This is a genomic window from Algibacter aquimarinus (assembly GCF_039543265.1).
Classification (GTDB): domain Bacteria; phylum Bacteroidota; class Bacteroidia; order Flavobacteriales; family Flavobacteriaceae; genus Algibacter_B; species Algibacter_B aquimarinus.
Map to the genome: position 1 here is coordinate 1,054,667 of NZ_BAABJK010000004.1, position 23,019 is coordinate 1,077,685.

The 23,019-nt window shown below is 31.2% G+C and carries 16 protein-coding genes; 9 read left to right on the forward strand and 7 right to left on the reverse strand.

Going from position 1 to position 23,019, the window contains the following annotated elements:
* Positions 1-13: 13 nt before the first annotated feature.
* Positions 14-1,798 carry a M61 family metallopeptidase gene (locus tag ABD939_RS07395; RefSeq protein WP_345166424.1) on the reverse strand — a complete coding sequence of 595 codons (1,785 nt, stop codon included), beginning with the start codon at positions 1,796-1,798 and terminating at the stop codon, positions 14-16.
* Between the two features lie 71 nt (positions 1,799-1,869).
* Between ABD939_RS07395 and ABD939_RS07400 the strand changes: the two genes are divergently transcribed.
* Positions 1,870-2,283 (forward strand): putative signal transducing protein, encoded by a 414-nt coding sequence (locus ABD939_RS07400; protein ID WP_345166427.1) that lies wholly within the window; start codon positions 1,870-1,872, stop codon positions 2,281-2,283.
* Here the strand turns inward: ABD939_RS07400 and ABD939_RS07405 are convergent.
* Positions 2,275-3,783 (reverse strand): aminotransferase-like domain-containing protein, encoded by a 1,509-nt coding sequence (locus tag ABD939_RS07405; RefSeq protein WP_345166430.1) that lies wholly within the window; start codon positions 3,781-3,783, stop codon positions 2,275-2,277. The genes ABD939_RS07400 and ABD939_RS07405 overlap by 9 nt on opposite strands.
* A 72-nt stretch (positions 3,784-3,855) precedes the next feature.
* Here ABD939_RS07405 and ABD939_RS07410 point away from each other — a divergent pair, with 72 nt between their 5' ends.
* The 5 genes from ABD939_RS07410 (at position 3,856) to ABD939_RS07430 (ending at position 9,619) form a co-directional block, all read left to right on the forward strand.
* A complete protein-coding gene (locus ABD939_RS07410; protein WP_345166433.1) occupies positions 3,856-5,664 on the forward strand; it encodes a TonB-dependent receptor plug domain-containing protein in 1,809 nt (602 codons plus the stop codon).
* Between the two features lie 282 nt (positions 5,665-5,946).
* On the forward strand, positions 5,947-6,585 hold the full coding sequence (locus ABD939_RS07415) for a hypothetical protein (protein ID WP_345166435.1): 639 nt from the start codon (positions 5,947-5,949) through the stop codon (positions 6,583-6,585).
* Between the two features lie 39 nt (positions 6,586-6,624).
* Positions 6,625-8,049, forward strand: coding sequence for a flotillin family protein (locus ABD939_RS07420; RefSeq protein WP_345166437.1), 1,425 nt, complete (start codon positions 6,625-6,627; stop codon positions 8,047-8,049).
* Between the two features lie 138 nt (positions 8,050-8,187).
* Entirely contained in the window at positions 8,188-9,048 is an 861-nt protein-coding gene (locus ABD939_RS07425; protein WP_345166439.1) for a cupin-like domain-containing protein, read from the forward strand.
* A 55-nt stretch (positions 9,049-9,103) separates the two neighbouring features.
* Positions 9,104-9,619: a DUF6646 family protein gene (locus ABD939_RS07430; protein WP_345166442.1), complete on the forward strand. Its 516-nt coding sequence runs from the start codon at positions 9,104-9,106 to the stop codon at positions 9,617-9,619.
* 67 nt (positions 9,620-9,686) lie between these two features.
* Here ABD939_RS07430 and ABD939_RS07435 read toward each other — a convergent pair whose 3' ends face one another.
* The gene (locus tag ABD939_RS07435; RefSeq protein WP_345166445.1) at positions 9,687-10,160 is read right to left on the reverse strand and encodes a regulatory protein RecX; all 474 of its coding nucleotides are present in this window, start codon (positions 10,158-10,160) and stop codon (positions 9,687-9,689) included.
* An 86-nt stretch (positions 10,161-10,246) separates the two neighbouring features.
* On the opposite strand from ABD939_RS07435, the gene ABD939_RS07440 reads away from it, so the two are divergent.
* On the forward strand, positions 10,247-12,637 hold the full coding sequence (locus tag ABD939_RS07440) for a T9SS type A sorting domain-containing protein (RefSeq protein ID WP_345166448.1): 2,391 nt from the start codon (positions 10,247-10,249) through the stop codon (positions 12,635-12,637).
* A gap of 582 nt (positions 12,638-13,219) precedes the next feature.
* Here the strand turns inward: ABD939_RS07440 and ABD939_RS07445 are convergent.
* Genes ABD939_RS07445 through porZ form a run of 3 tightly spaced genes read right to left on the reverse strand, consistent with a single transcriptional unit; the run spans position 13,220 to position 18,699 of the window.
* Positions 13,220-15,628, reverse strand: a complete 2,409-nt coding sequence (locus tag ABD939_RS07445; protein ID WP_345166452.1) for a TonB-dependent receptor plug domain-containing protein — start codon at positions 15,626-15,628, stop codon at positions 13,220-13,222.
* Between the two features lie 3 nt (positions 15,629-15,631).
* Positions 15,632-16,351: a DNA repair protein RecO gene (gene recO, locus ABD939_RS07450; RefSeq protein WP_345166455.1), complete on the reverse strand. Its 720-nt coding sequence runs from the start codon at positions 16,349-16,351 to the stop codon at positions 15,632-15,634.
* Positions 16,351-18,699, reverse strand: a complete 2,349-nt coding sequence (porZ, locus tag ABD939_RS07455) for a type IX secretion system anionic LPS delivery protein PorZ (RefSeq protein WP_345166459.1) — start codon at positions 18,697-18,699, stop codon at positions 16,351-16,353. Before porZ ends, recO begins: the two co-directional genes overlap by 1 nt.
* Before the next feature lie 768 nt (positions 18,700-19,467).
* Here porZ and ABD939_RS07460 point away from each other — a divergent pair.
* Positions 19,468-20,136, forward strand: a complete 669-nt coding sequence (locus ABD939_RS07460; protein ID WP_345166462.1) for a hypothetical protein — start codon at positions 19,468-19,470, stop codon at positions 20,134-20,136.
* Entirely contained in the window at positions 20,133-21,554 is a 1,422-nt protein-coding gene (locus ABD939_RS07465) for an FAD-dependent oxidoreductase (RefSeq protein WP_345166464.1), read from the forward strand. The genes ABD939_RS07460 and ABD939_RS07465 overlap by 4 nt, the downstream gene beginning before the upstream one ends.
* 55 nt (positions 21,555-21,609) lie before the next feature.
* Here the strand turns inward: ABD939_RS07465 and gdhA are convergent, their stop codons facing one another.
* Positions 21,610-22,953, reverse strand: coding sequence for an NADP-specific glutamate dehydrogenase (gdhA, locus tag ABD939_RS07470; RefSeq protein WP_345166466.1), 1,344 nt, complete (start codon positions 22,951-22,953; stop codon positions 21,610-21,612).
* Positions 22,954-23,019 lie beyond the last annotated feature (66 nt).

The following is a 23,019-nucleotide window of genomic DNA, read 5'->3' on the forward strand; positions in this document are numbered from 1 at the left end:
AATGAACTAAAAATTATTTGGCCTGCAACCAATCCTCTCTTTGTGCCTTTTGTTTGTCGCTTAAATTTAAACTGTTAGTTTCAAAAAGGGCTAATGTATAATTTTTACTCGCTAAGAGTTTTACAATAGTTTCTTTTACCTCTCCAAAGCGTTTATAGACAACTTTAATTTCATCGTTGGGTTTAAATGTATTTATGAGATAATTAAAATCGGTAGATTCATTAATTGTAACGTCGTTAAACTTAATAATTTTATCGCCGTTTTCTAATCCTGCATTGTATGCAGAGCCTCCCATAGTTGTATTTTGAGTTATTAAACCGTTTTTAACCGATGCCCCAAAATCAACCATGTTTTTTTCTTGAGTTAACGAAACACCTACGTTATTTAATAAGCGTTCCATTGCAGGCATATCACTTTTGTAAATATAATTTGTAAAAAAAGTATTTCCGAAATCTACACCTGCATAATCATTTAAAATGTTATTTAAATTTTCAATTGTATACGGTTTTTCCTGTTCCCCATAGGTTATCCAAACTAATTTCATGTAATCATCAAGGTTTAATCCTTTTTCACGAAGCGATAAATCTAAAGCCAAACCAAGCATATTTCCATAAGAATAGTAAGATATAAAGGTGTTGCTCCTATTTACAGGATCTACCGAACGTGCTGCATCAACAAAAGGTGCCTGATAACTCATTTCAATAGGGTTAAAGAACTGTCGCCCCGGAGAGTTCCAAACATAATTAAAACTTCCCGTTATACCTTCTATATATTGTTCCCTGCTTATTATACCTGCTCTACATAAAATTAAAGAGGTGAAGTAACTTGTAAAACCTTCGGCAAACCATAGCTCACCACTCATATTAGCCTCATCAAACTTAAAAGGCTCTAAACTTTTTGGACGAATCCGTTCCACATTCCATGCATGAAAAAACTCATGAGACACGGTCCCAATATTACGTTCCATACCACCTTCAGCTAAACTTCTGGTAGATGTTAAAATAGTTGAATTTCTGTGCTCCATACCATCGCCGGAAGCATTAGGTATATAGCATGCTAAAAAGGTATAATTATCATAATCAAACTTTGGGAGCTCGCCAAAAACAGCTTTTTCTTGTAATACAATTTTCTTTACTTTTTCAAAATAAGTATCTAATTCAGCTTCGGTCCCGTTGTGATGTAATACAAAATTTATGGTTTGACCATCCACATTAAAAGCCCGATTACTGAAATTACTAATTTCCGTTGGGCTATCCATAAAATATTGTAAATCATATGCGTAATAAGTATTTCCAGAAACTGGTTTTAACTGTGTAGCTACTTTCCAATTTAAATCTTCACGAACGTTAAATGTGACTTCAATACCATCCTTTGCTTTACTTGGCATATAAATAAAGGTTGCAGGAATGTTAAGGTGTGCATGCGTTTCATCAATTTGGGCATATGTTCCTCCTCCTCTATTAGCAAATAAAATATAACTAACTTTTATAGTGCCATCATGCCCTTTTACGCTCCATGAATATGGGTCTGGTCTGTTGGTTTTAAGCGCATTGCCTTTGCTATCGGTTACATTAACAGCATATACATTTTTCATAAACTCATGTAGAGCATAACGCCCTGGTGATGTTCTACTCATTCTAAATTCAACCTCATCTGTTCTTAAATTTGTAAAAACTGCTTCAATATTGGCTTCATGATGTACAGCGTTTTCAAAAGAAATAGTGTATTTTGATGATACTTGTGAAAAAACTGAAAAATAAGATGCAAAAAAGAAGACGTAAAAAAGAAATTTATTCATGAGCTTAACTTTAAATATCTAAGATAGTATTTTTGTAATATGAATGGTTTACCAAAAGACATTAATTTTACATGAGCGATACTTTTAAAACTATTGCTAGATTTCAATATTCAACCGAAGCACAAATTATAAAAGGGCGGTTGGAGGCCGATGGTATTAAAGTTTTTTTGTTTGACAACCTCACTATAGACACAGACCCGCTTGTAAGTAACGCTATTGGAGGTGTTAAACTTAAAGTATTATCTACTGATGCTTTAAAAGCACAACATATCCTAAATTCTATTGAAAAATTCTCTTTAGATGATGATGGAAACCCAATAAATTGTCCTAATTGTAATAGTAAAGACGTTATTTTATTTTCTACTATTAAAGATTTTAAATCATTTATAGCTTTCATTTTTGGGTTTATTTCTGGAACACTTCCTTTCTATTCCAAAAACAAGTATAGGTGTGATAAATGTAATACCAAATTTGATTTAAAATAAATCATTATTAGAAGATACAATCTGGAAGGCTCCTTTTAACTTTTTAATTACAGCCTCAATTTCTTGCTCATTTAAATGCCCAAATCCAAAACGAATAGCACATGTTTCTTTATCTTGATAGAGAATAGTTTTTGGAAGAAATAAACCATTCTTTTCAGCTTCTTCTGCTAGTTTAACCAACGAGATATTAAACTTAAACTGTAACCATATTGCTAGTCCTCCTGATGGTATTTCGAATGATAAAATACCATCAAAATACGTTTTTAAATACATACATAAACAATCTCGTCTTTGTTTGTAAACCACAATATTCTTTTTCATGAAGCGGTAAATTTCCCCTTCATAAATTAACTCAGAAAGTATTTGTTCTTGTAATATATCACCTTGTTTATCTAATAATTGTAAATAATTTTTTGCTTCAGATATTAAACTTTCTGGCGCTACTACAAAACCTGTTTGAAAACTTGGAAATAACGATTGACCCAGTTTTCCTAAATAAATAACCATACCATTTGCATCTGCACTAGCCATTGGTAGCATAGTGGAGCCTTCAAACTGAAAATCGTAATCGTAATCATCTTCAATTATTGCAAACTGATATGCTTTTGCCAGTTCTAATAACTTTAAACGTCTTTCTGCACTTAGTGTTGTTGTTGTTGGGTAATCTCTGTGGCTACAAATGTAAACACAACGTATACTGCCTTTTACAAAATGCGTTTTTATATAATCAATATCTAAACCTTTTTTGTCTACAGGAATGGTTTTAATATTAGCTCCAGCTTGCTGAAAAATCATGTTTGACGCATAATTACTTAAACGCCCAACTAAAACAACATCGTTTTGTTTTATTAAAAGCTGCGAAACAATATATAAACTCATTTCTGTACTTCTAGTACTAATTAAGTTACTTGGTTTTATATGGAACCCTCTTGTGGCATTTAAATAATTACAAAGTTGAGTTTCGAATGCCGAATGAGATGATTGTGATGTTCTATCCCATTTAGGAATTAAAGTTTTTCGCTTCATTGCTGCACTATACCATCTAGAAAATTGATACACAGGATGCAATCTTAAATCTGGACTACCATCATTAATACTATACTTTGCCTTAGTAACTTGTAAGGTTGAGGCTAAATTAAAAGATGATTGAAAAGGGAAACCTGTTATTTTCGAATATTCATAAACCTGGTCTATTTGTTGTGCACTTGCCTTAATAGCAGCTGTAGTCTGTTCTGGCATTAAAACAAATGTACCTTTATTGGGTATTATTTCCACCCAACCTTGAGATGCTAACTCATCATAAACTGCAACAACTGTATTTCTATGAATTTTTAACATTCCGCTTAAAACACGGGTTCCCGGTAATACAGTTCCTTTAGATAAATAACCGCGTTGAATTGCGTTTATAACTTGCTGAGCTATTTGAATATATACAGGTTGCGAGTTACATTTGTCAAAATGTATTAACTGTTTTAAAAGATCATTAACCGGACTATTCATTGTTTTAAAACTGGACTACTTTACTCGTCCGGAAAGTTACGACTTTTGCAGCATTATTAAACTAACTGTTTTATGAAGACTAAATTCGCTTTTACCTTATTTATTTTATCTGCTTTATTTACTCAAGCACAGAAAGGAAAACAAACATTAGATTCTGTAATTGTTACGTCAACAAGAATAGATCTTCCTTTTAAGGAAAACTCTCGTACTATCGATATTATTTCTTCTGAAGATATTAAAAATAGCGCTACCAATAATATTGCAGACTTATTACAACAAGTAGCAGGTGTAGATATTAGAAGACGAGGAACGGCCGGTAGTCAAGCCGATTTATATATAAGGGGCGGTAGTTTTGATCAAACACTTCTACTTATTGATGGTATAAAAATGGACGATGCGCAAACCGGACACCATACCATGAATGCAGCTTTACCCATTGAAGTTATTGAGCGTATTGAAATTATAAAAGGTCCTGCAGCTCGTGTTTTTGGGCAAAATGCATTTACTGGCGCCATAAATATTGTTACTAAAAAGAACTTAAATAATTCTGTTTCTCTCAATATGGAAACGGGTTCTTTCGGTCAATTAAATGGCTCTGTTACTGTTGGTACTGAATTAGAGAATTCATCACATATTATTCACATTGGAAAATTAACTTCGGAAGGTTACAGGAATAATTCAGATTATGATAATTCTAATTATTTCATTAAAAGTGTTTTCAATAAAAAAGAGCAACCTATAGAAATGATTGCTACTTTTTTCGATCGTAATTTTGGTGCTGAAAACTTCTATACAACCAACCCTACTTTTAATGAATATGAAGAAACACAAAATAGTTTAATTGCGTTTACAACTACATTTAACAATAATAAGTTAAAAATAAAACCAAGAGTATACTGGAAGCGTAACCAAGATATGTTTTTATTAAGACGAGACGAGCCTAGTTTTTTTAGAAATTTTCACGTTACAGACAAAATGGGTGCCGAGGTTAATGCCTCATACACTTCAAAAGCAGGTGTAACAGGTTTTGGAGTTGATGTTTCTAAAATATATATAAGAAGTAATAATTTAGGAAATAGAAACCGTTTTATGGCTAATATGTTTTTAGAACATAGATTTAAATTATTAAATGATAAATTAGATGTTACCCCTGGAATTGCAGTAACATATTTCTCAGATTTTAAATTTCACGCATTTCCAGGAATTGATGTTGGGTATAAGTTAACTAACAACTTTAAACTTTACGGAAATGCAGGATACACCTATCGTATTCCAACATATACCGATTTATTTTACAGCGACCCAGCAACAATTGGAAACGCTAATTTAGAACCTGAAGAAGCACTATCTGGAGAACTAGGAGCAAAATATATAACACCTAAATTTACTGGTGGTTTTGCATTTTTCTACAGAGATGCGAGCAAATTAATTGACTATGTAAAAGAGGTTGATACCGACCCTTTTATGGCAACAAACTTAAGAGATTTATATACAAAAGGCTTTGAGGTTAATACAAGCTATAACTTTAAAATCAATAATTTAAATCAAAACCTTAGCGTTGGTTATGTGTTTCTAGAAGATGAGGTAGCCGATTTAAATTTAAACTTTTCTAGGTACAGCATAAACTCATTAAAACATCATTTTACTTCGCGTTTGAGCACACAATTGGTAAAAAATATAAACTTTAATGTAATTTACAAACATGCAGAACGTACCGAAGGGTTAAGCTATAATGTTTGGGATACATCGATAGTTTTAACCTCAAAACTGTTTGAATTTACAGCAATGGCTAGTAATATTTTTGATGCAGAATATATTGAAACTGGTTTTGTACCTATGCCTCCAAGCAATGTTTTGTTTGGTTTGAGGTATAATTTTTAAATTTTTTGTAACAAAATACATTATTAACCTACTTATTTATTGAAAGTAGGTTATAGTTTTGAAACTTCAGTAGTAAACAAACGACCACACTTCTTGACTAACCATCAAATCTTTATTGATATTCCTTTATTTTAGGAATAATCATGTCTACTAAAATGTCAAAAACACAATTTATGCCTTTGTTTTTGATGGTTAACAATTAGTCTTTTACTTTCAAAAATAAGATAGATTAATCTTACATTAGTTGTATATTTATTAATTGAAAATTAAACGTTTAAACTTATGGCTGAATGGTTCTCAAATTTAGAATTTATATCGAAAATTTACTGGTTAATTGCCATTATAGGCTCTTTGATATTCACCATAGTTATGATATTAGCTTTTACAGGTGGTGATGCTGATGATATTGGAGATTTAGATTCTGATATTGATGCAGGAGCTGGTTTTCAATTTATCACTTTTAAAAACTTAGTTGGCTTTTTTACCATTTTTGGTTGGAGTGGAATCGCTTGTATTGATGCTGGTCTTTCAACACCATTGACCATAATTGTATCTATTATCTCTGGACTTTTAATGATGGTAATAATGGCAGCATTATTCTACTTTATTAGCGGATTAACCGATAGCGGAACATTAAACTATAAAAATGCTATTGATGCTATTGGCGAAGTCTATTTAACCATTGGAGCAGATCGCTCTAAAATGGGGAAAGTAAGTGTGAAAATACAAGGCAGTATGCGTGAATTAGATGCTTTAACAGATTCCCTTACCGTACTAAAATCGGGAACCATTATTAAAGTTCTCGACGTTACACCTAACGGTATTCTTATCGTTGACAAAACTAGAAAACCTATTGAGCCTTCACAATCTAAAAATGAACAGTTGCAGCAAGGTGAAAATCGTTTACTTGACAAAAATTAAATTATAAAATCTAAATACTAACCCTTAAAAATTTACAATATGAAATTACTGGCAATACAAGAGACTATTATGGACGGCATTGGTGCACCAATGCTATTAATATTCGTAGCCCTGTTTATTGTTTTAACCTTAATTATTTTAATTAAACGTTATAAACGTTGTCCATCAGATCGCATTTTGGTGGTCTATGGAAAAGTTGGTGGCGGACAATCGGCCAAATGTATTCATGGTGGAGCGGCATTTATAATGCCTGTTATTCAAGATTACGAATTCCTAGATTTAACGCCAATTTCTATTGAAGTTAATCTTGTAAATGCATTATCGAAACAAAATATTCGTGTAAACGTACCATCTCGATTTACCATTGGTATTTCTACAGAACCTGGTATTATGCAAAATGCTGCTGAACGTTTATTAGGTTTAGGCCAAAATGAAATTCAAGAATTAGCACAAGAAATTATTTTCGGACAATTGCGTTTAGTTGTCGCCTCTATGGATATTGAAGAAATTAATAACGACCGTGATAAGTTTTTAACTAATATTTCTGCAAGTGTAGAATCAGAATTAAAGAAAGTTGGTCTTAAATTAATCAACGTAAACATAACAGATATTGTTGATGAATCTGGCTACATTGAAGCACTTGGTAAAGAAGCAGCTGCACATGCAATTAACGCAGCTCGAAAATCGGTAGCAGAGAAAACTAGAGATGGTTCTATTGGTGAAGCAAACGCTGTACAAGATGAAAGAACTCAAGTAGCAGCAGCAAATGCACAAGCCGTTGAAGGTGAAAATGCTGCAAAAATATCGGTTGCTAATTCAGATTCTTTACGTCGTCAAAGAGAAGCGGAAGCTGAGCGTGTAGCAATTGCTGCCGAAAAAGTACAATCGGCAAAAGCTTTAGAAGAGTCTTATGCTGCTGAGCAACAAGCGGAAGCTGCTAGAGCAGAACGCGAACGTTCATCTCAAATGGCTGATGTTATTGTACCTGCAGAAATTGATAAACGCAAAGTAGAAATTGATGCTGAAGCGGAAGCTGAGCGTATACGAAGACGTGCAAAAGGTGAAGCAGACGCTATACTATTCAAAGCGGAAGCTGAAGCAAAAGGATTATACGAAGTCTTAACCAAGCAAGCTGCTGGTTTAGATGAAATTGTAAAAGCTGCTGGAAATAATAGTAGAGATGCCGTATTATTACTTATTGCAGATAAATTACCTGAATTAGTAAAAACTCAAGCAGATGCGATTAAGAATATTAAAATCGATAAAGTTACTGTTTGGGATAATGGGGGAAATAGTGAAGATGGTAAATCATCTACAGCAAATTTCTTATCAGGAATGTATAAATCTGTTCCACCTTTACAAGAAATGTTTAATATGGCTGGTATGGATTTGCCTGAGTATCTAAAAGGTAAAGACAAAAAAGCTATTGAAGCTGAAATAAATAAACAAGATGATAAATCTTAAATATACAAAACCCGCTTTAATGGCGGGTTTTATTTTTCTTGTAAGTCAAACCTATCTTCTAAATACTAATGATTAAAAAAACAATTATTAAATTTTAATTACGTTTTATTAACTTTGGTTTACTAAACTAAATGCACATTGTCACTAAATCTTCAAGATATTCCGCGTGTAAAAAATATTAGTAAAGCGGATTTTTTAAAACACTATTTTAAACCACAAAAACCTGTGGTTATCGAGCAATTTATTGATAGTTGGCCGGCTTACAACAAGTGGAGTTTAGATTATATGAAATCTGTTGGAGGGCATTTAACCGTTCCGTTATATGATGACAGACCTGTAGATTATAAGGAAGGATTCAATGAGCCACATGCCAAAATGAAACTTGCCGATTATGTAGATTTATTAAAACGCGAGCCTACTAAATACCGTATATTTCTTTGGAATGCTTTAAAAGAAATTCCTGAATTACAAAACGATTTCACATTTCCCGATTTTGGCTTAAGATTAATGAAAGGGCTACCCATGTTGTTTTTTGGTGGCAGGAATTCGCACACATTCATGCACTATGATATTGATTTAGCCAACATTTTTCATTTTCATTTTGAGGGCACAAAACAATGCATTTTATTCGATCAAAAACAAAACGATTATTTGTACAAAATACCGCACTCGTTAATTACCCGAGAAGATATCGATTTTAATAACCCCGATTTTAAAAAATGGCCTGCTTTAAAAAAGGCAAAAGGTTATAAAACTGAATTAAACCATGGTGAGGTATTATACATGCCAGAAGGCTACTGGCACTATATGCGCTACATAACACCTGGGTTTTCTATGAGTTTACGGGCCATAACCAGAAACCCAAAAAACTTTAGTAAAGCTATTTACAATTTAGTACTTATGCGTAGTTATGATAATTTAATGAGGCGTATTAAGGGGCAAAAATGGATTGATTGGAAGAATGAACAAGCCGTTTTTCGAACGCATAAGCATTTATAAACAAAGCTTTGGTATTAAAAAACTTATGATATATTTGCCGACTTAAATTTAAGCCATGAAAAAAATAATTTTATTATTATCAATATTCAGTATTTCACTTGTAAACTCACAAGCATTTATTGGTAAAAACGACAACAAATTTCAAGTAGGAGCCAACTTTCAAGATAATGGAACTGGTTTAAATATTAGTTACGACTTCGGAATTGGAGAAAATATTTCAATCGGATTATCTTCAACATACCTTTTAGGTGTTGATGATGCTTTAAAAAATAATATGATTGATGACCTAAATGCCACTTTTGACAACCGTTTTGATGTTAGAGCACGCTTTAATGCCAATCTTGGTAACGTTATAAGTTCAGATGAAAATTTTGATGTGTACCCTGGCCTAAGCTTAGGACTTAAAAATTTTGGAGGTCATTTAGGCGCACGTTATTTCTTTACTAGTGGTTTTGGTATTTATACAGAACTAAACGTGCCTTTAGCAAAATACAAAACAGGTACTTTAACGCCTGCAGAAACATTGCACAACCAATTTACATTAAATTTCGGGGCATCATTTAATTTATAAAACTTAGGTTTTAACTTAAAAAATTTAAGGCAGATAAAGTTTAATACTTATCTGCCTTTTATGGTTTTTAACCAATAAGTTCATTTGCCTTTTCGTACACTAAATGCGATTCCCAGCCTCTATATAGCAGATAATCGATTAATTTTTTCTTTTTCTTAAACTTGTTAGTTTCTTTAATTGTTTGTAGTCTTTTTTCGGCTAAATCATGTAAAACCTCGATGTATTCCGTGTTTTCTATTTCTGCAAGTGCTTGATTTATATTAACTTTGCTGATGTCTTTTTTCTTTAATTCAAAAGTTAATCGACGGCGGCCCCAACGCTTAATTTTAAACTTACCACTTACAAATGTTTTGGCAAAACGTTCTTCGTTAAGAAAATTTTGATCCAAAAGGTGAACTATAATCACATCGATAGCTTCGGGTATCATGCGCATAGTTTCCAATTTTTGTCTAACTTCTTGATGACACCGTTCTTGATACGCACAATAATGCTCCAATTTTTTGGTGGCTTCTTGTACAGTATATGTTTTTTTTGATTGCATGGTTTGGTCAAAAATAACAATAGAAAAATTAAAATAGTTTATAAAAATTTATAAAAGCCAAATCTAAATTTAAAGACTTAACAATTATGAGAAAAATTACTCCATTAAAATCCCTTACTTTTTTAATTGCCTTTTTATCGGTGGTTACTTTTGGGTTTGGGCAAAGTATATTTGACAACCCTATCCCTACAATCCCCGGAACAAACCCTGGACAAAGTAATCCTTATACATTTGGACAAAATGTAAATGCAAATATTACTGTTTCAGGAATTGGAAGAGGTTCTGGTGTTACTGGAAGAGTTGCAACTGGGCGATACAATACTAGCAGCTGGAACACTACTACATTAGACAACACAGCATATTTAGAATTCACTTTAACACCCAATACCGCTTATGAAATTGATTTTGTTAGTTTTGAATATAATTCACAAGCAAGTAACGCAAGTATTTCAAATTTTGCTTTTAGAAGTAGTTTAGATGGATACACTACTGATATTGGAACTCCAACAGTAACAGGAACAACAATAGACTTATCTGGAGCAACTTACCAAAATATCACAAGTGCTATTACCTTTAGATTTTATGTTTGGGGAGCTAGTAGTGTTTTAAATGCGTTTAGCATAAATGACTTTACTTTTAACGGTGTAGTATCTCCTGCATCATGTACTTCATCAATAACTTGGGATGGTGCTGTATGGAGTAATGGTACTGGACCAGATTTAACAACTTTGGCAACCCTAAACGCTAGTTATAATACAACTACAGACGGAGGTAGTATTAGTGCTTGTAGTTTAATTGTTGCAAACGGCGCTACTTTAAATATTGCTGACAATGATTATGTGGAAGTTGATAACAATTTATTTGTAAACACAGGTGGAATTATTACAGTTCAGCCTTATGGTGCTTTTATTCAAAATAACGATTCTGGTACAGTAACCAATAATGGCTTAATTGAAGTAGCAAAAGAAACCGCTCCATTAAGTAATTGGTACGAATATACATATTGGAGTTCTCCTGTTTCTGGTGCTTTGGTACAAGATGCTTTATCAGATTCTGATGCTAGCAGACGCTTTACATTCACTGCACAAAACTTTTTAGATGCTACAGCAGAAACTGCAAATAACAATGCTGTTATTGCTGGACAAGATGATATTGATGACAATGGAGATGATTGGCAGTCAATTGCTGGCACAACAGTCATGCAAGCCGGTATTGGTTATGCTGCAACACATTCTGAAGCTGCATTTATTGTTCCTCCTGGGCCCTTTACACCACCACAATTTAGGTATACCTTTCAAGGAGATTTTAATAATGGAATAATAAATGTTCCTGTTTATAGAAATGATGGAAGTGCTTTAGATAATAATTGGAATTTCCTAGGAAACCCTTACCCATCAGCAATTGAAATTGATGCTTTTATGACAGAAAATATGTATAATGCTGCTACAAATCCAACAGGAACTTTGGAAGGAGCAATATATTTTTGGTCTCAAAATACCGATTTTGCAGATACTGCTAACGGTAATCAAGCCTTAAATTTTGATACTACAGATTATGCAACTCATAACGGAACAGGTGGAACAACCGGAGGAGACGGTGTTACACCTAATGGTTTTATACCTTCTGGACAAGGCTTTTTTGTTTCATTCGCTGAAAGTGCTCCTTCAAATACCGGAACAGTTGTTTTTAACAATGCGATGCGAAGTTTAAGTTTATCTCCAGATAATAGTCAATTCTTTAAAAGTTCAAATACTAAAAAGAGTTCTAGTGATAATGCAAATAAATTATGGCTTGATTTAACATCAGACAATGGTGTGTTCAATCAAATTTTAGTAGGTTATGTAGACGGAGCTACTGATGGTGAAGACGGTGCTTATTATGATGCTAGAAAAGTTGTTGCTCCAAAAGCTTTTGCTGCACTTTACTCATCTATCGAGGGTTCTGCTAACAAATTTGTAATACAAGGGAAATCACCAAATACCCTAGATACAGATGAAGTTATAAATCTTGGATTTAGCACAACTATAGATGTTCCTACCTTGTACAAATTATCTATAGCTAATTTACAAGGCGACTTTTTAACAAATAATACGGTTTACTTAAAAGATAATTTATTAGATAAACTTCATGATTTATCGGCTAGCGATTATACGTTTACTTCTGCTGTTGGTGAATTTAATTCACGTTTTGAAATTGTATTTAGTGCTAGTTCTCTATCAACTGATAATACCGATTTAGACCTAAAAGCACTTACTATAGTGCAATTAGACAATAACAATGTTAGGTTTAAAATGTCGGACAACAGAAGTATACAATCTGTAAATATTTATGATGTTTTAGGCAGACAATTATATAATTTAAAAGGTGATAGCAATTCTGAAACTTATAACCTTTCCAACTTAAATGATGCTGTTTATCTTGCTAAAGTGGAGTTATCTGATGGTAGCGTAATTACTAAAAAAGCTATTAAAAGATAAACGGATTTAAAATTTAAATTCCCAAAGCCGCAATCTGTAGATTGTGGCTTTTTTTATGTAATTTCTAACCAAGCGTATATCATCCAATAAACACTGCCTCTTATCTATTTTTAAGTTATTCATCAAAAATATTTTCCTTTGAACAAGTTTTTTAGAGGGAAATGAGACATCAATGTATATTTGTTAAGTAATTGATTTACAGTATTTTAAAATGATAAAAAAACACGACAAACTGTAAAACATTGCAAAAAACATGGATAAACAGAAAGACCATGTAAAAAATATCGATAAAGTAATATTAATTTAAAAAATAATAAAAATGGAAAAAATTACTCAAAAGATTAAAGCGTTTATGAAAGCTTTAAAAGAGATTGCTATTGCTGCATCATATGCAACAAGTAGATAAAAAAGAATCTTGTTTAATTAATTGGTTTAACTCAAGAACGAGTTCACTTTTAATTAAGCGTAATAATTTCACGAGGTAATAACACTTCTGTTTTTACCATTATTAACAACTCCTAGCAATCTGTTTAACTTAAGTTAAACAGATTGCTTTTTTTGGTTCTTACCTCTAACTATACTTTATAAACTATATTTTAAAGACAGAATAAAATTTCTTCCGGGAGCAGCAATCCCCGATGAATACGTTTTATAACGCTGGTCTGTAATATTTTCTAACCCAGCTGTAATTGTGGTAGTATTATTTATTTGATATTGAGTTCTAAAATTAATGGTATACCAAGATGGGCTAAAAGGATTTCCATTTTCATCGATGGCATAAATAAAATCTTTCTCAATTTCTGATGGAGCTAGCTGATTAAATGACAATTCATTATTGTAAACTGCAAAGAAATCAAACTTAAAACTTTCGTTACTCCAAACTAAATGTGTGTTTCCAAAATTTGGTGCTACATGCCTTATGGGAACTTCAATATCGCCCTCCTCCTCAGTACCACCTATAACACTGTATTGAGATGTTAATTTCAACTGGTTTGAAATAGCTATTTTTAAACCAACTTCAAATCCATAAATCCAAGCTTTTGACGCATTTTGTATGGCTTGTACATTACTTAACTCCCCATCGTAAATAATTTCTCTTTCGCCATTTAAACTAAAATCTCGCCTAACTAATGCATTATCTAAATACGTATAATACGTATTTAAATCTAAAATAACTTTATCGTTAAAATCTAATTTTAAACCTAACTCACCACCATAAGCATATTCTGGTCTTAAGGTTTCATTTGGAACAACTACAGACCCTGGCTCTGAATCGAAAACTTTTCCAATATCATCAATATTTGGTGCCCTAAAAGCTGAAGATGCATTTAATTTCCATTGTATTATATCATTTGGCGACCAACTAATTCCTGCTGTTCCTGTTAAGGCTCCTGCATTATTATTTGATGAATTAAAAGGTAAGCCTAAGTATACATTATTCTCTGTAAAATCAGCCTTAGAACTTACGTGGTTAAACCTTAAACCTGACTGAAAAACAAACTTGGTATTAGGTTTATATTTTATACTAGAATAAATAGCTGCAGATTGCCAAGTAGCACCATTTGGGTACCTTGATATGGTTGGAAATGCTGTGTTATTTGAAATATTTTCTTCGGTACCATTTGATGCTACTTTATTAAAAACATACTCTGCACCGTAAAAAAATTGTGTTTTCGTTGAAAATCTTTTCTCTAAATCTAAATTAAAAGAATAGGCATCTACAGCCTCTTTTCTAATATCTCTAATATCTGACTGAAAGCTCCTATCCATCCTACTTTCCTTAAAGTTTTGATAGGCTATTGTGGCTTTTATTTTATCATACAAATTAGAACTACTACTTAATTTAGTAACTTGTAAGTTAGACATAAACCACTGTTGTGGACCATACTCCCATTCTGTAGATCGCAATATATCATCTCGATATCTTATTAAACGATCGTATCTTGGAATATCTGAAGTGGTTGTATAATACACGCCTAAATCAAAACTTAAGTTTTCTAAAGGTTCGTATCGGGCTTTTTGCATTAAATTAAGTTGATTATATCCAGAAAACTTTTGAATTCGAGGATTGTTATTCTCAATTATAACATCTCCATTAGCAGTTGCTATAGCAAACTCTGGACGTAAATATGCATCTGGTCCGTGTTTACCCATTCTTAAGTCATCAAAACTAGTATAACTTGCATTGGTGACAAAAGCCCATTTTTTATATCCTAAATTAAAATCTATGTGTCCTGTTTTTTCATTACTTGCAGTAGAGTATCTTGTAACAACATTAGCTTTTAAAAGCAACGAATCTGTAAAAGATAATTCTGGTTTTTGCGTATAAAAACTCATAACTCCACCAATAGCGTCACTTCCATAAATAACAGATCCTGAACCTAAAGTAACCTCTGTATTCTGTATAGAAAAAGGATCGATAGCTATTACATTTTGCAAATTACCGCCTCTAAAAATAGCATTATTCATTCGTACACCATCAACTGTAATTAACAACCTATTGGTTGAAAAACCTCTAATCATAGGGCTTCCACCTCCTAATTGACTTTTCTGCACATAAACTTGCCCCGAATTTTCTAACAAATCTGCACTAGTTTGCGGATTAGAAAATGCAATACTTTTTGAGTTAATACTTACTATTTTTTGAGAAATATCCTTTTTATTCTGTTCAAATTTTGAAGCTGAAATAACAATTTCCTGTAAGCCTTCCCTATTAGATTCTAAGTAAACTCTATTTGAAGTTCCTAATTCTAATTTAGTGATTTGTTTTAGGGTATGAGATATATGTTTAAAATAAATAATCTCTGTTTGCGAAAACTCATCTAAATTAGCTTCACCAATAAAGTTAGTAACTACACTTTTTGTTTTATCTACGTTATAAATTGCCACACCAAAAATAGGCTCTTGTGTTACCTTATTAAGAACTTTTATAGTTTGAGCCTGAATAGATAAAGAGAATAAAAAGAAAAAAAATAAGTAAAAACCCTTCATGGATTAACTAAAAACTTGATTAAATATCTGTAAAGATTTTGGTGTTTTAAAACTTCCCAAATGTAGTTCAAAATACAGCAAAATCATACTTAAAAACGATTGCCTTTGTTTGGCATTAATTTTAACTGAAGATAATGCATCAAATGTTGTGCCTAAAAGCTGTTTTAAGAGCAATAGATTTTCACCTGATATTGAGTATTTATCTGATTTTTTATTTTCAAATTTCCCATCACTCAAGTTAAAAAAAGGGTATTCTGTATTATTTAAATCGGGGTAAAATCCTAAATATTTGGTAAAATTAAGCAGAAAAAGTAAATGAAAATTTGAATATTCTGAATGGTTATCAAGCCACAGTAAGGTGGTTTCAATATAACTAAAAAGTGTTTCGTTTTGCTCTTCTTCTTTTAAAGTATTAGTTAATACTTCAGCTAAAAACATAACTATTGCGCTTTTTAAAACATGAGTATGTAAGCTACTATAGAGATGATTTAATTTAGTTTCTTTAATAGTGTGAAGAGTCCTATTATTCTTGTGATCAATTACCAATTGCAGTTGAGAGAATAATTGAAAATATGCCGTTTTAGCACTTCCTTTTTTACTCTTTAAAACACCTCTTAAAAGAAAGCTTACAACACCTAATTGTTGTGTGTAACACTTTACAATAAGGTCGTTATCTTTATATTTTAACTTTGAAAGAACAATGGCATTAGTAGTTATTAACATTATCTAACAACCATTAATTTTAAAACTTTAGTTTCGAAAGTATCTAGATCTGAAAGCATAACTAAATAAACTCCTGAAGCAACTATATTATTTGCTAAGTTTTTACCATTCCAGAAAGCTGTTCCTCCATCTATTTCAAGATTAAATCCTCGGAATCTTTGGTTTGTTCTAGATTGTGCCTCTGCTACTAAATTACCTTCAATATCAGTAATTTTAATATTTACATTTTCTGATATATCTTTAATCTTTACTTTTTGCTCTACTATATCGAAAGATGGTCTAACAGGGTTTGGATAAGCATAAGCGCTTTGCAAGTCGTTTAATGGGCTAGACCCGCCAGCTTTAAAAGATACTAATCCCCTATCAGTTGCTATAAAAACCTCTCCATTAGATTCATTTATTGATATGTCATTAACATTATTAGAAGGTAAAGGAGAATTACTTGTGGTAAAATGAAATATAGTTTGTTGACCATCTGATGACAAATAAAATATGCCAGAACCTATTGTTGCTATCCATTTATTATTAGACCCATCAACTTTAATATCTGATATAAATTGATCTGCCAAAAGTTCTTTAGCCACGCCTCCCTCTTCTATTATAATTTCATCCACACTAATATTTTCTTCCCTAAAAAAGTTAGATGTATTAAATAGTACCCTGAGACCTTCATGAGTTCCTATCCATAATTGGTTTCTTTTATCTAAAGCTAATGACCTTACTGATTTTACAGGAAAATTTTCTTCATCACTGCTTATGGATTTTAATAATGGACTTCCACTATTTTCATTAAAGCCAATAACTCCTTTTGAAAAGGATGCAATGAATTTAGTATTAGATACTGGATCAATAATTACTTCATGATACCCAACATTATCTTCTACCTTGGGCACTATCTCGGTGAAATCATAACTAACCCATTGACCAGAACTAGGATTATAGGCTTTTAATGGATTTATAACTAAACTTGTTATTGTCCACAACAGCCCTTGACTATCAAACGTTGAAGCACCAACTCTAATATCTTTATAATTTGGATTATCTGGTAAAATTAAAGACTCTAATCCGCTATTAGATTCATCATACAAAACCGTAGGGATACTTTCATTAACTTCTAATAGTCCACTAAAAAAAGAACTTATAAAAACTTGATTATTGTTAAACGGATTCACAGAAATCCCATTTAAACATTTAGCTTCAAAAATATCATTATATGGTATATTAATCCATTCCTCATCTATAAAATGACTAAAACCTCGATTGTTTAATGGATAAGGATTATAAAATCTAGTATACTCTCCAAATGTAACCCAAAGACTCCCATTATTAAACTCAATTGAAAAAGGATTATTCAATAAAGGTCCTTCAGGTCGGACTTCTTCATACTCAATTGAACTATTTATTAATGTTTTTAAAACTCCAAAATCTTTTGTACCAATGTAAATATAATTTAAATCAAGCGTTGCTGAACTAAATCGAGTATCAAAATTAATATCAACTGAAGCCTGAGAAATTAAACTAAAGTTATTATCGTAAACAAAAATATTATTACTTGTTGAAATTAATAAATTACCATCTTGAGATTTCATTTCTACTGGTGCTTCTGCAAATAAAAATAATTCAGAGAGAACATCGTTTACTACCTGATAAATCCTTCTATTCGTTCTAATCGTATATAAATTATCTTCATTAGTCTCTATTGAAATAAAATCTCCTGTTGAAATTGTCTGCCAATTTTGAAAATCGACCAAATTAGGATTAGATAAAGGTGCTTTTCTTAAACCATTATTATTAAAACAAGCAGCATAAATAAATTCATTAAAAATTGTGGTTTGCTTTACCTGAATTTGAGAACCGCCATCACCTATAAAATAAGTATCTCCAAACTCTAAGCGTTCCAAATTAAAAACAGAAATCCCATAATTAGTAGATATGTAAACTAAGTTTTCATAAGCTTCAAAATGATTTATTCTTTTGTTTGTTGGTGGAATAGTAGATTTGTCTATTATATCCACCACAGTTAAAATATCATCATTATTGTCAAAAGCTATTTCAATAAGCCCATTTTCATATCCTATAATTAGTAGTTCATAAAAAGGACTATAAAAAATAGTTGAGATTGATTCTCCAGACAATCCATTAATAGTTGTAATTTCTTTTAATTCGTTAGTTTGAGTGTCTAAAACAAAAACTGCATTTTCTGACGCCGCGTATACTCTATCATTACCCTTTACCACACTCTTAATGCTATTGTAAGAAAAATGGCCTTCCCAAAGTGCTGAAAAATCTTGAGCGAAATGCAATAATGGAAACAAGAAAATAATTATAATTGAAATTCTCTTAATCATACTAATTTTTTAATATTCAAATATATTTATAATAACGCTAAATATTTAAAATAATATATCCTTAAAGTTTCTTATTTACTTAAATTTGTGAAAACATTTATTCTGCTTAATAAATTTACAGTGAACTATATTATAGAGTTTTTAAAAAGAAAAAAACTCTTTTTATTACTTCTTATTATTCATTCCTTATTTTTTTGTATTAAATTATTTCTAGGAGATTTCTTTTTGAAAGATTCTTATGAATATTACAATTTAGCTGAAAATATAAAGAATAATTTTTCTTTTTATTGTGGTGACTTAGACTTAACTATTTATGCTGAAAACTACTCTAAAAGACCGCCTTTATATGCTATTTTTATACTTATCTCCTCTTTTTTATTACATTCTAAAGTAAGTGTGTTAATTATTCAAAATGCAATTTCTATTTTAAGTATAATATTGTGTTTAAACATTTTTAAAAATTATTATACTCAAATAAATAATAAAATACTGACGATTTTTTTAGTAACATCAATAAGTCAGTTTATTTATTCCAACTACTTAATGAGTGAAATTTTATTTCAATTTTTAATTGTTATACTATGCTACTTATTTCATAAAATAGTTACAGAAAAAAAAATATTCTATCTGATTTTTTTTCAATTGATTATAGTTCTCCTTTTTTTAACAAAACCTGTTTTTTATCTATTCATATTTCCTAATATTTTTTTATGTTTTTGGTTTTCAAAACATATTAAAAAAGCTTATTTTTTTTCATTAATACCAATTATGGTAGTTCTTTTGTATATGAATTGGAACTACAATAGAACTGGAAGTTTTGAGTATTCAAGTATTCAAAACATCAATTTAAAAAGTTATAATTTGTATTATTTCAATGTTAGTAAATACGGTGTGGATTACGCGCAAAAGACAGATTCAATAATTACTAAAGAAGCCCAAAATCAAAAAACTTATAAAGAAAAACAAAACAAAATTAAAACCCTCAGTCTTCAATATCTTCAAAAAGATTGGTTAAGTTATTCTATAGCTCATGCAAAAGGTTCTTTTAGAATGCTTATTGACCCAGGAAGATTTGATGTTTATAACTTTTTTGAGTTTAAAAATAAGTCACAAGTTGGGTTTTTAAAACACCTAAATTCAGATGGTGTTTCTGGGGCATATAATTACTTTATAAAACAACCATTAATTATTCTTATTCTAATACCTATTGTACTTTTATTAAATGTATTTAAATTAATAGGGTTTGTTCTTTTTTGGTTAAAAAACTACAACAAAACCTCTCCTACTTGTTGGTTTATGCTAGCATTAATAGTTTATATATTTCTTTTAACTGGCATAATTGGGGCATCAAGATTTATGATACCTGTGTTGCCATTATATTTACTATTCTCAACATTGGGATTTTCTAAAAAACACATCAAAGGGTTTACAATATGAAAAAAGTTATAATAATAGGCGCTGGTCCAGCGGGGTTATCTTGTGCTTATCAATTGAGTAAAGAAAACTTTGAAGTTATTGTTTTTGAAGCTAGTAATAACATTGGAGGAATGTCTAGAAGTTTTCAATTGTGGGGACAAATTGTTGATTTAGGACCTCATCGATTTTTTTCTAAACAACCTGATGTAAATCGGTTTTTTAATGAACTAATAAAAGAAGATTTTACCTTAGTTAATAGACAAACACGCATATTTTATAATGGGAAATATTTTCAGTATCCGCTTAAAATAGGAAATGTTCTAAAAAACCTATCCTTTATTACCATTTTTCAAATCCTTTGGGATTACTTTATAAAAATAGTCTTCCCTCTAAAGAATACAAAGAACTTAGAGGAATGGATTAGCAATAGGTTCGGAAAAAAGCTCTACACTATTTTTTTTAAACATTACAGCGAAAAACTTTGGGGTATAAAATGTACACAAATTGATGCTGACTGGGCTGCTCAAAGAATAAAAACATTATCCTTAGCACAGGCAGTAATATCTGCCTTTTTAAGTAATAAAGGCAATAAGCACAAAACCCTTGTAGATCAATTTGCATATCCCAACAATGGTACCGGAACCTTGTATGAAAGAGCAGCAGAAGCAATCAAAAAGCAAAATAGTAATATTCATTTTAACTCAAAAATAAAAAGAGTTTTACTTGATGAAAGCAACAAAATAGCTTTAGGGGTTGAATTATTGAATGGAGATATTATTGAATCTGATTATGTAATATCAACAATGCCTTTAACAAGCCTATTAAAAGGTTTTAATAATACTCCTAAAAAAGTTATTGACTCAATTAATACTTTATACTTTAGAAATACAATTTTAGTTTATTTAGAAATAGACAAGGAAAATCTATTCTCTGATAATTGGCTTTACATTCATTCTCCTGATGTAAAATTAGGTAGAATAACTAACTTTAGGAATTGGTGCCCTTCTTTAAATAAAGGCAAATCTTCAACAATAATTGCTTTAGAATATTGGTGTTTCGAAAGTGACACTATATGGAGTGAGAAAGATAAAAATATAATTGAAATGGCAGTAAAAGAACTACATATTATAGATTTATTAGACAAAAATGTTACTCCTATTAACTCGAAAATCATCCGAGTTCCTAACTGTTATCCAGTATACGAAACAGGATATCAGCAAAATTTAGACATAGTTATAAAACATTTAAAAAAGATTGAAAATTTATTACCAATAGGACGTTATGGTTCTTTTAAATATAATAATCAAGATCATTCGATATTGATGGGATTACTTGCAGCAAAGAAAATAACTAATAATGACACTATAGATCTATGGTCAGTAAATACTGATACTGAATATCAAGAAGATGCTAAAGTAAAAGATGTCCTAATTTATTAAAACAAAAAAAGCCTCCTGTAAAACAGGAAGCTTTTAATATAAACTTATACTAATATTAGACAATTCCTTGGGCCAACATAGCATCAGCTACTTTTACAAAGCCTGCTATGTTAGCACCTTTAACATAATCAATATAACCATCTTCATCTTCTCCATATTCTAAACAAGATTTATGTATATCAGACATGATATCTTTAAGCTTATTATCTACTTCTTCTCTAGTCCATTTGTATCTCAACGAGTTTTGAGTCATTTCTAAACCAGATGTTGCCACACCTCCTGCATTTGATGCTTTTCCAGGTGCAAATAGTATTTTTGCTTTATGAAAAGCAGCTATAGCTTCTTTTGTTGATGGCATATTAGCCCCTTCACTAACGCAAATACATCCATTTTCTAATAGCTTATTAGCTGCATTTTCATCTAATTCATTTTGCGTTGCGCATGGTAATGCAACATCACATTTTACTTCCCAAGGAGTTTTCCCTTTATGATACTCTGCATTTGGATATTCATCTAAATACTCACTAATTCTTCCTCGTTTTTCATTTTTCAACTGCATAACAAACGCTAACTTTTCTTCATCAATACCAGCAGAATCATAAATATATCCTCCTGAATCTGATAATGTAAGCACTTTACCTCCTAGTTGTATAACCTTTTCAGCTGCATATTGAGCCACATTTCCAGAACCAGAAACTACTACAGATTTACCTTCAAAACCATCACCTTTGGTTTCTAGCATTTTTTGTGCGAAGTAAACATTACCATATCCGGTTGCTTCTGGTCTAATTAAAGAACCACCCCAAGACATTCCTTTTCCTGTTAAAACACCAGTAAATTCATTTTGCAATTTTTTATACATACCGAATAAAAACCCAATTTCTCTTGTTCCAACACCTATATCTCCAGCAGGAATATCTGTATTCGGGCCAATATATCTAAACAATTCACTCATAAAAGCATGGCAGAAACGCATGATTTCGTTATCACTTTTACCTTTAGGATCGAAATCACTTCCACCTTTTCCACCACCCATAGGTAGTGTGGTAAGACTGTTTTTAAATACTTGTTCGAAGGCCAAAAACTTTAAGATACTAGCGTTTACAGTTGGGTGAAAACGCAAACCACCTTTGTAAGGCCCTATGGCTGAATTCATTTGAACTCGATAACCTCTATTTACCTGAATTTCTCCACTATCATCTACCCAAGAAACTCGGAAGGAAATTAAACGTTCTGGCTCAACCATTCTTAATAGAATATTTTTACCATAATAAATATCATGTTTAACAATGTAAGGAATAACTGTTTCAGCTACTTCCTCCACGGCTTGTAAGAATTCTGGCTCATGACCATTTCTCTCCTTAACAAGGTCTAAAAATGCTTCAATGCTACTTTTCATTTAATTTAAAAATGTATTAAAATTAAAAATTATACAATTATAGACTGCAAATATACGTTATCTTTA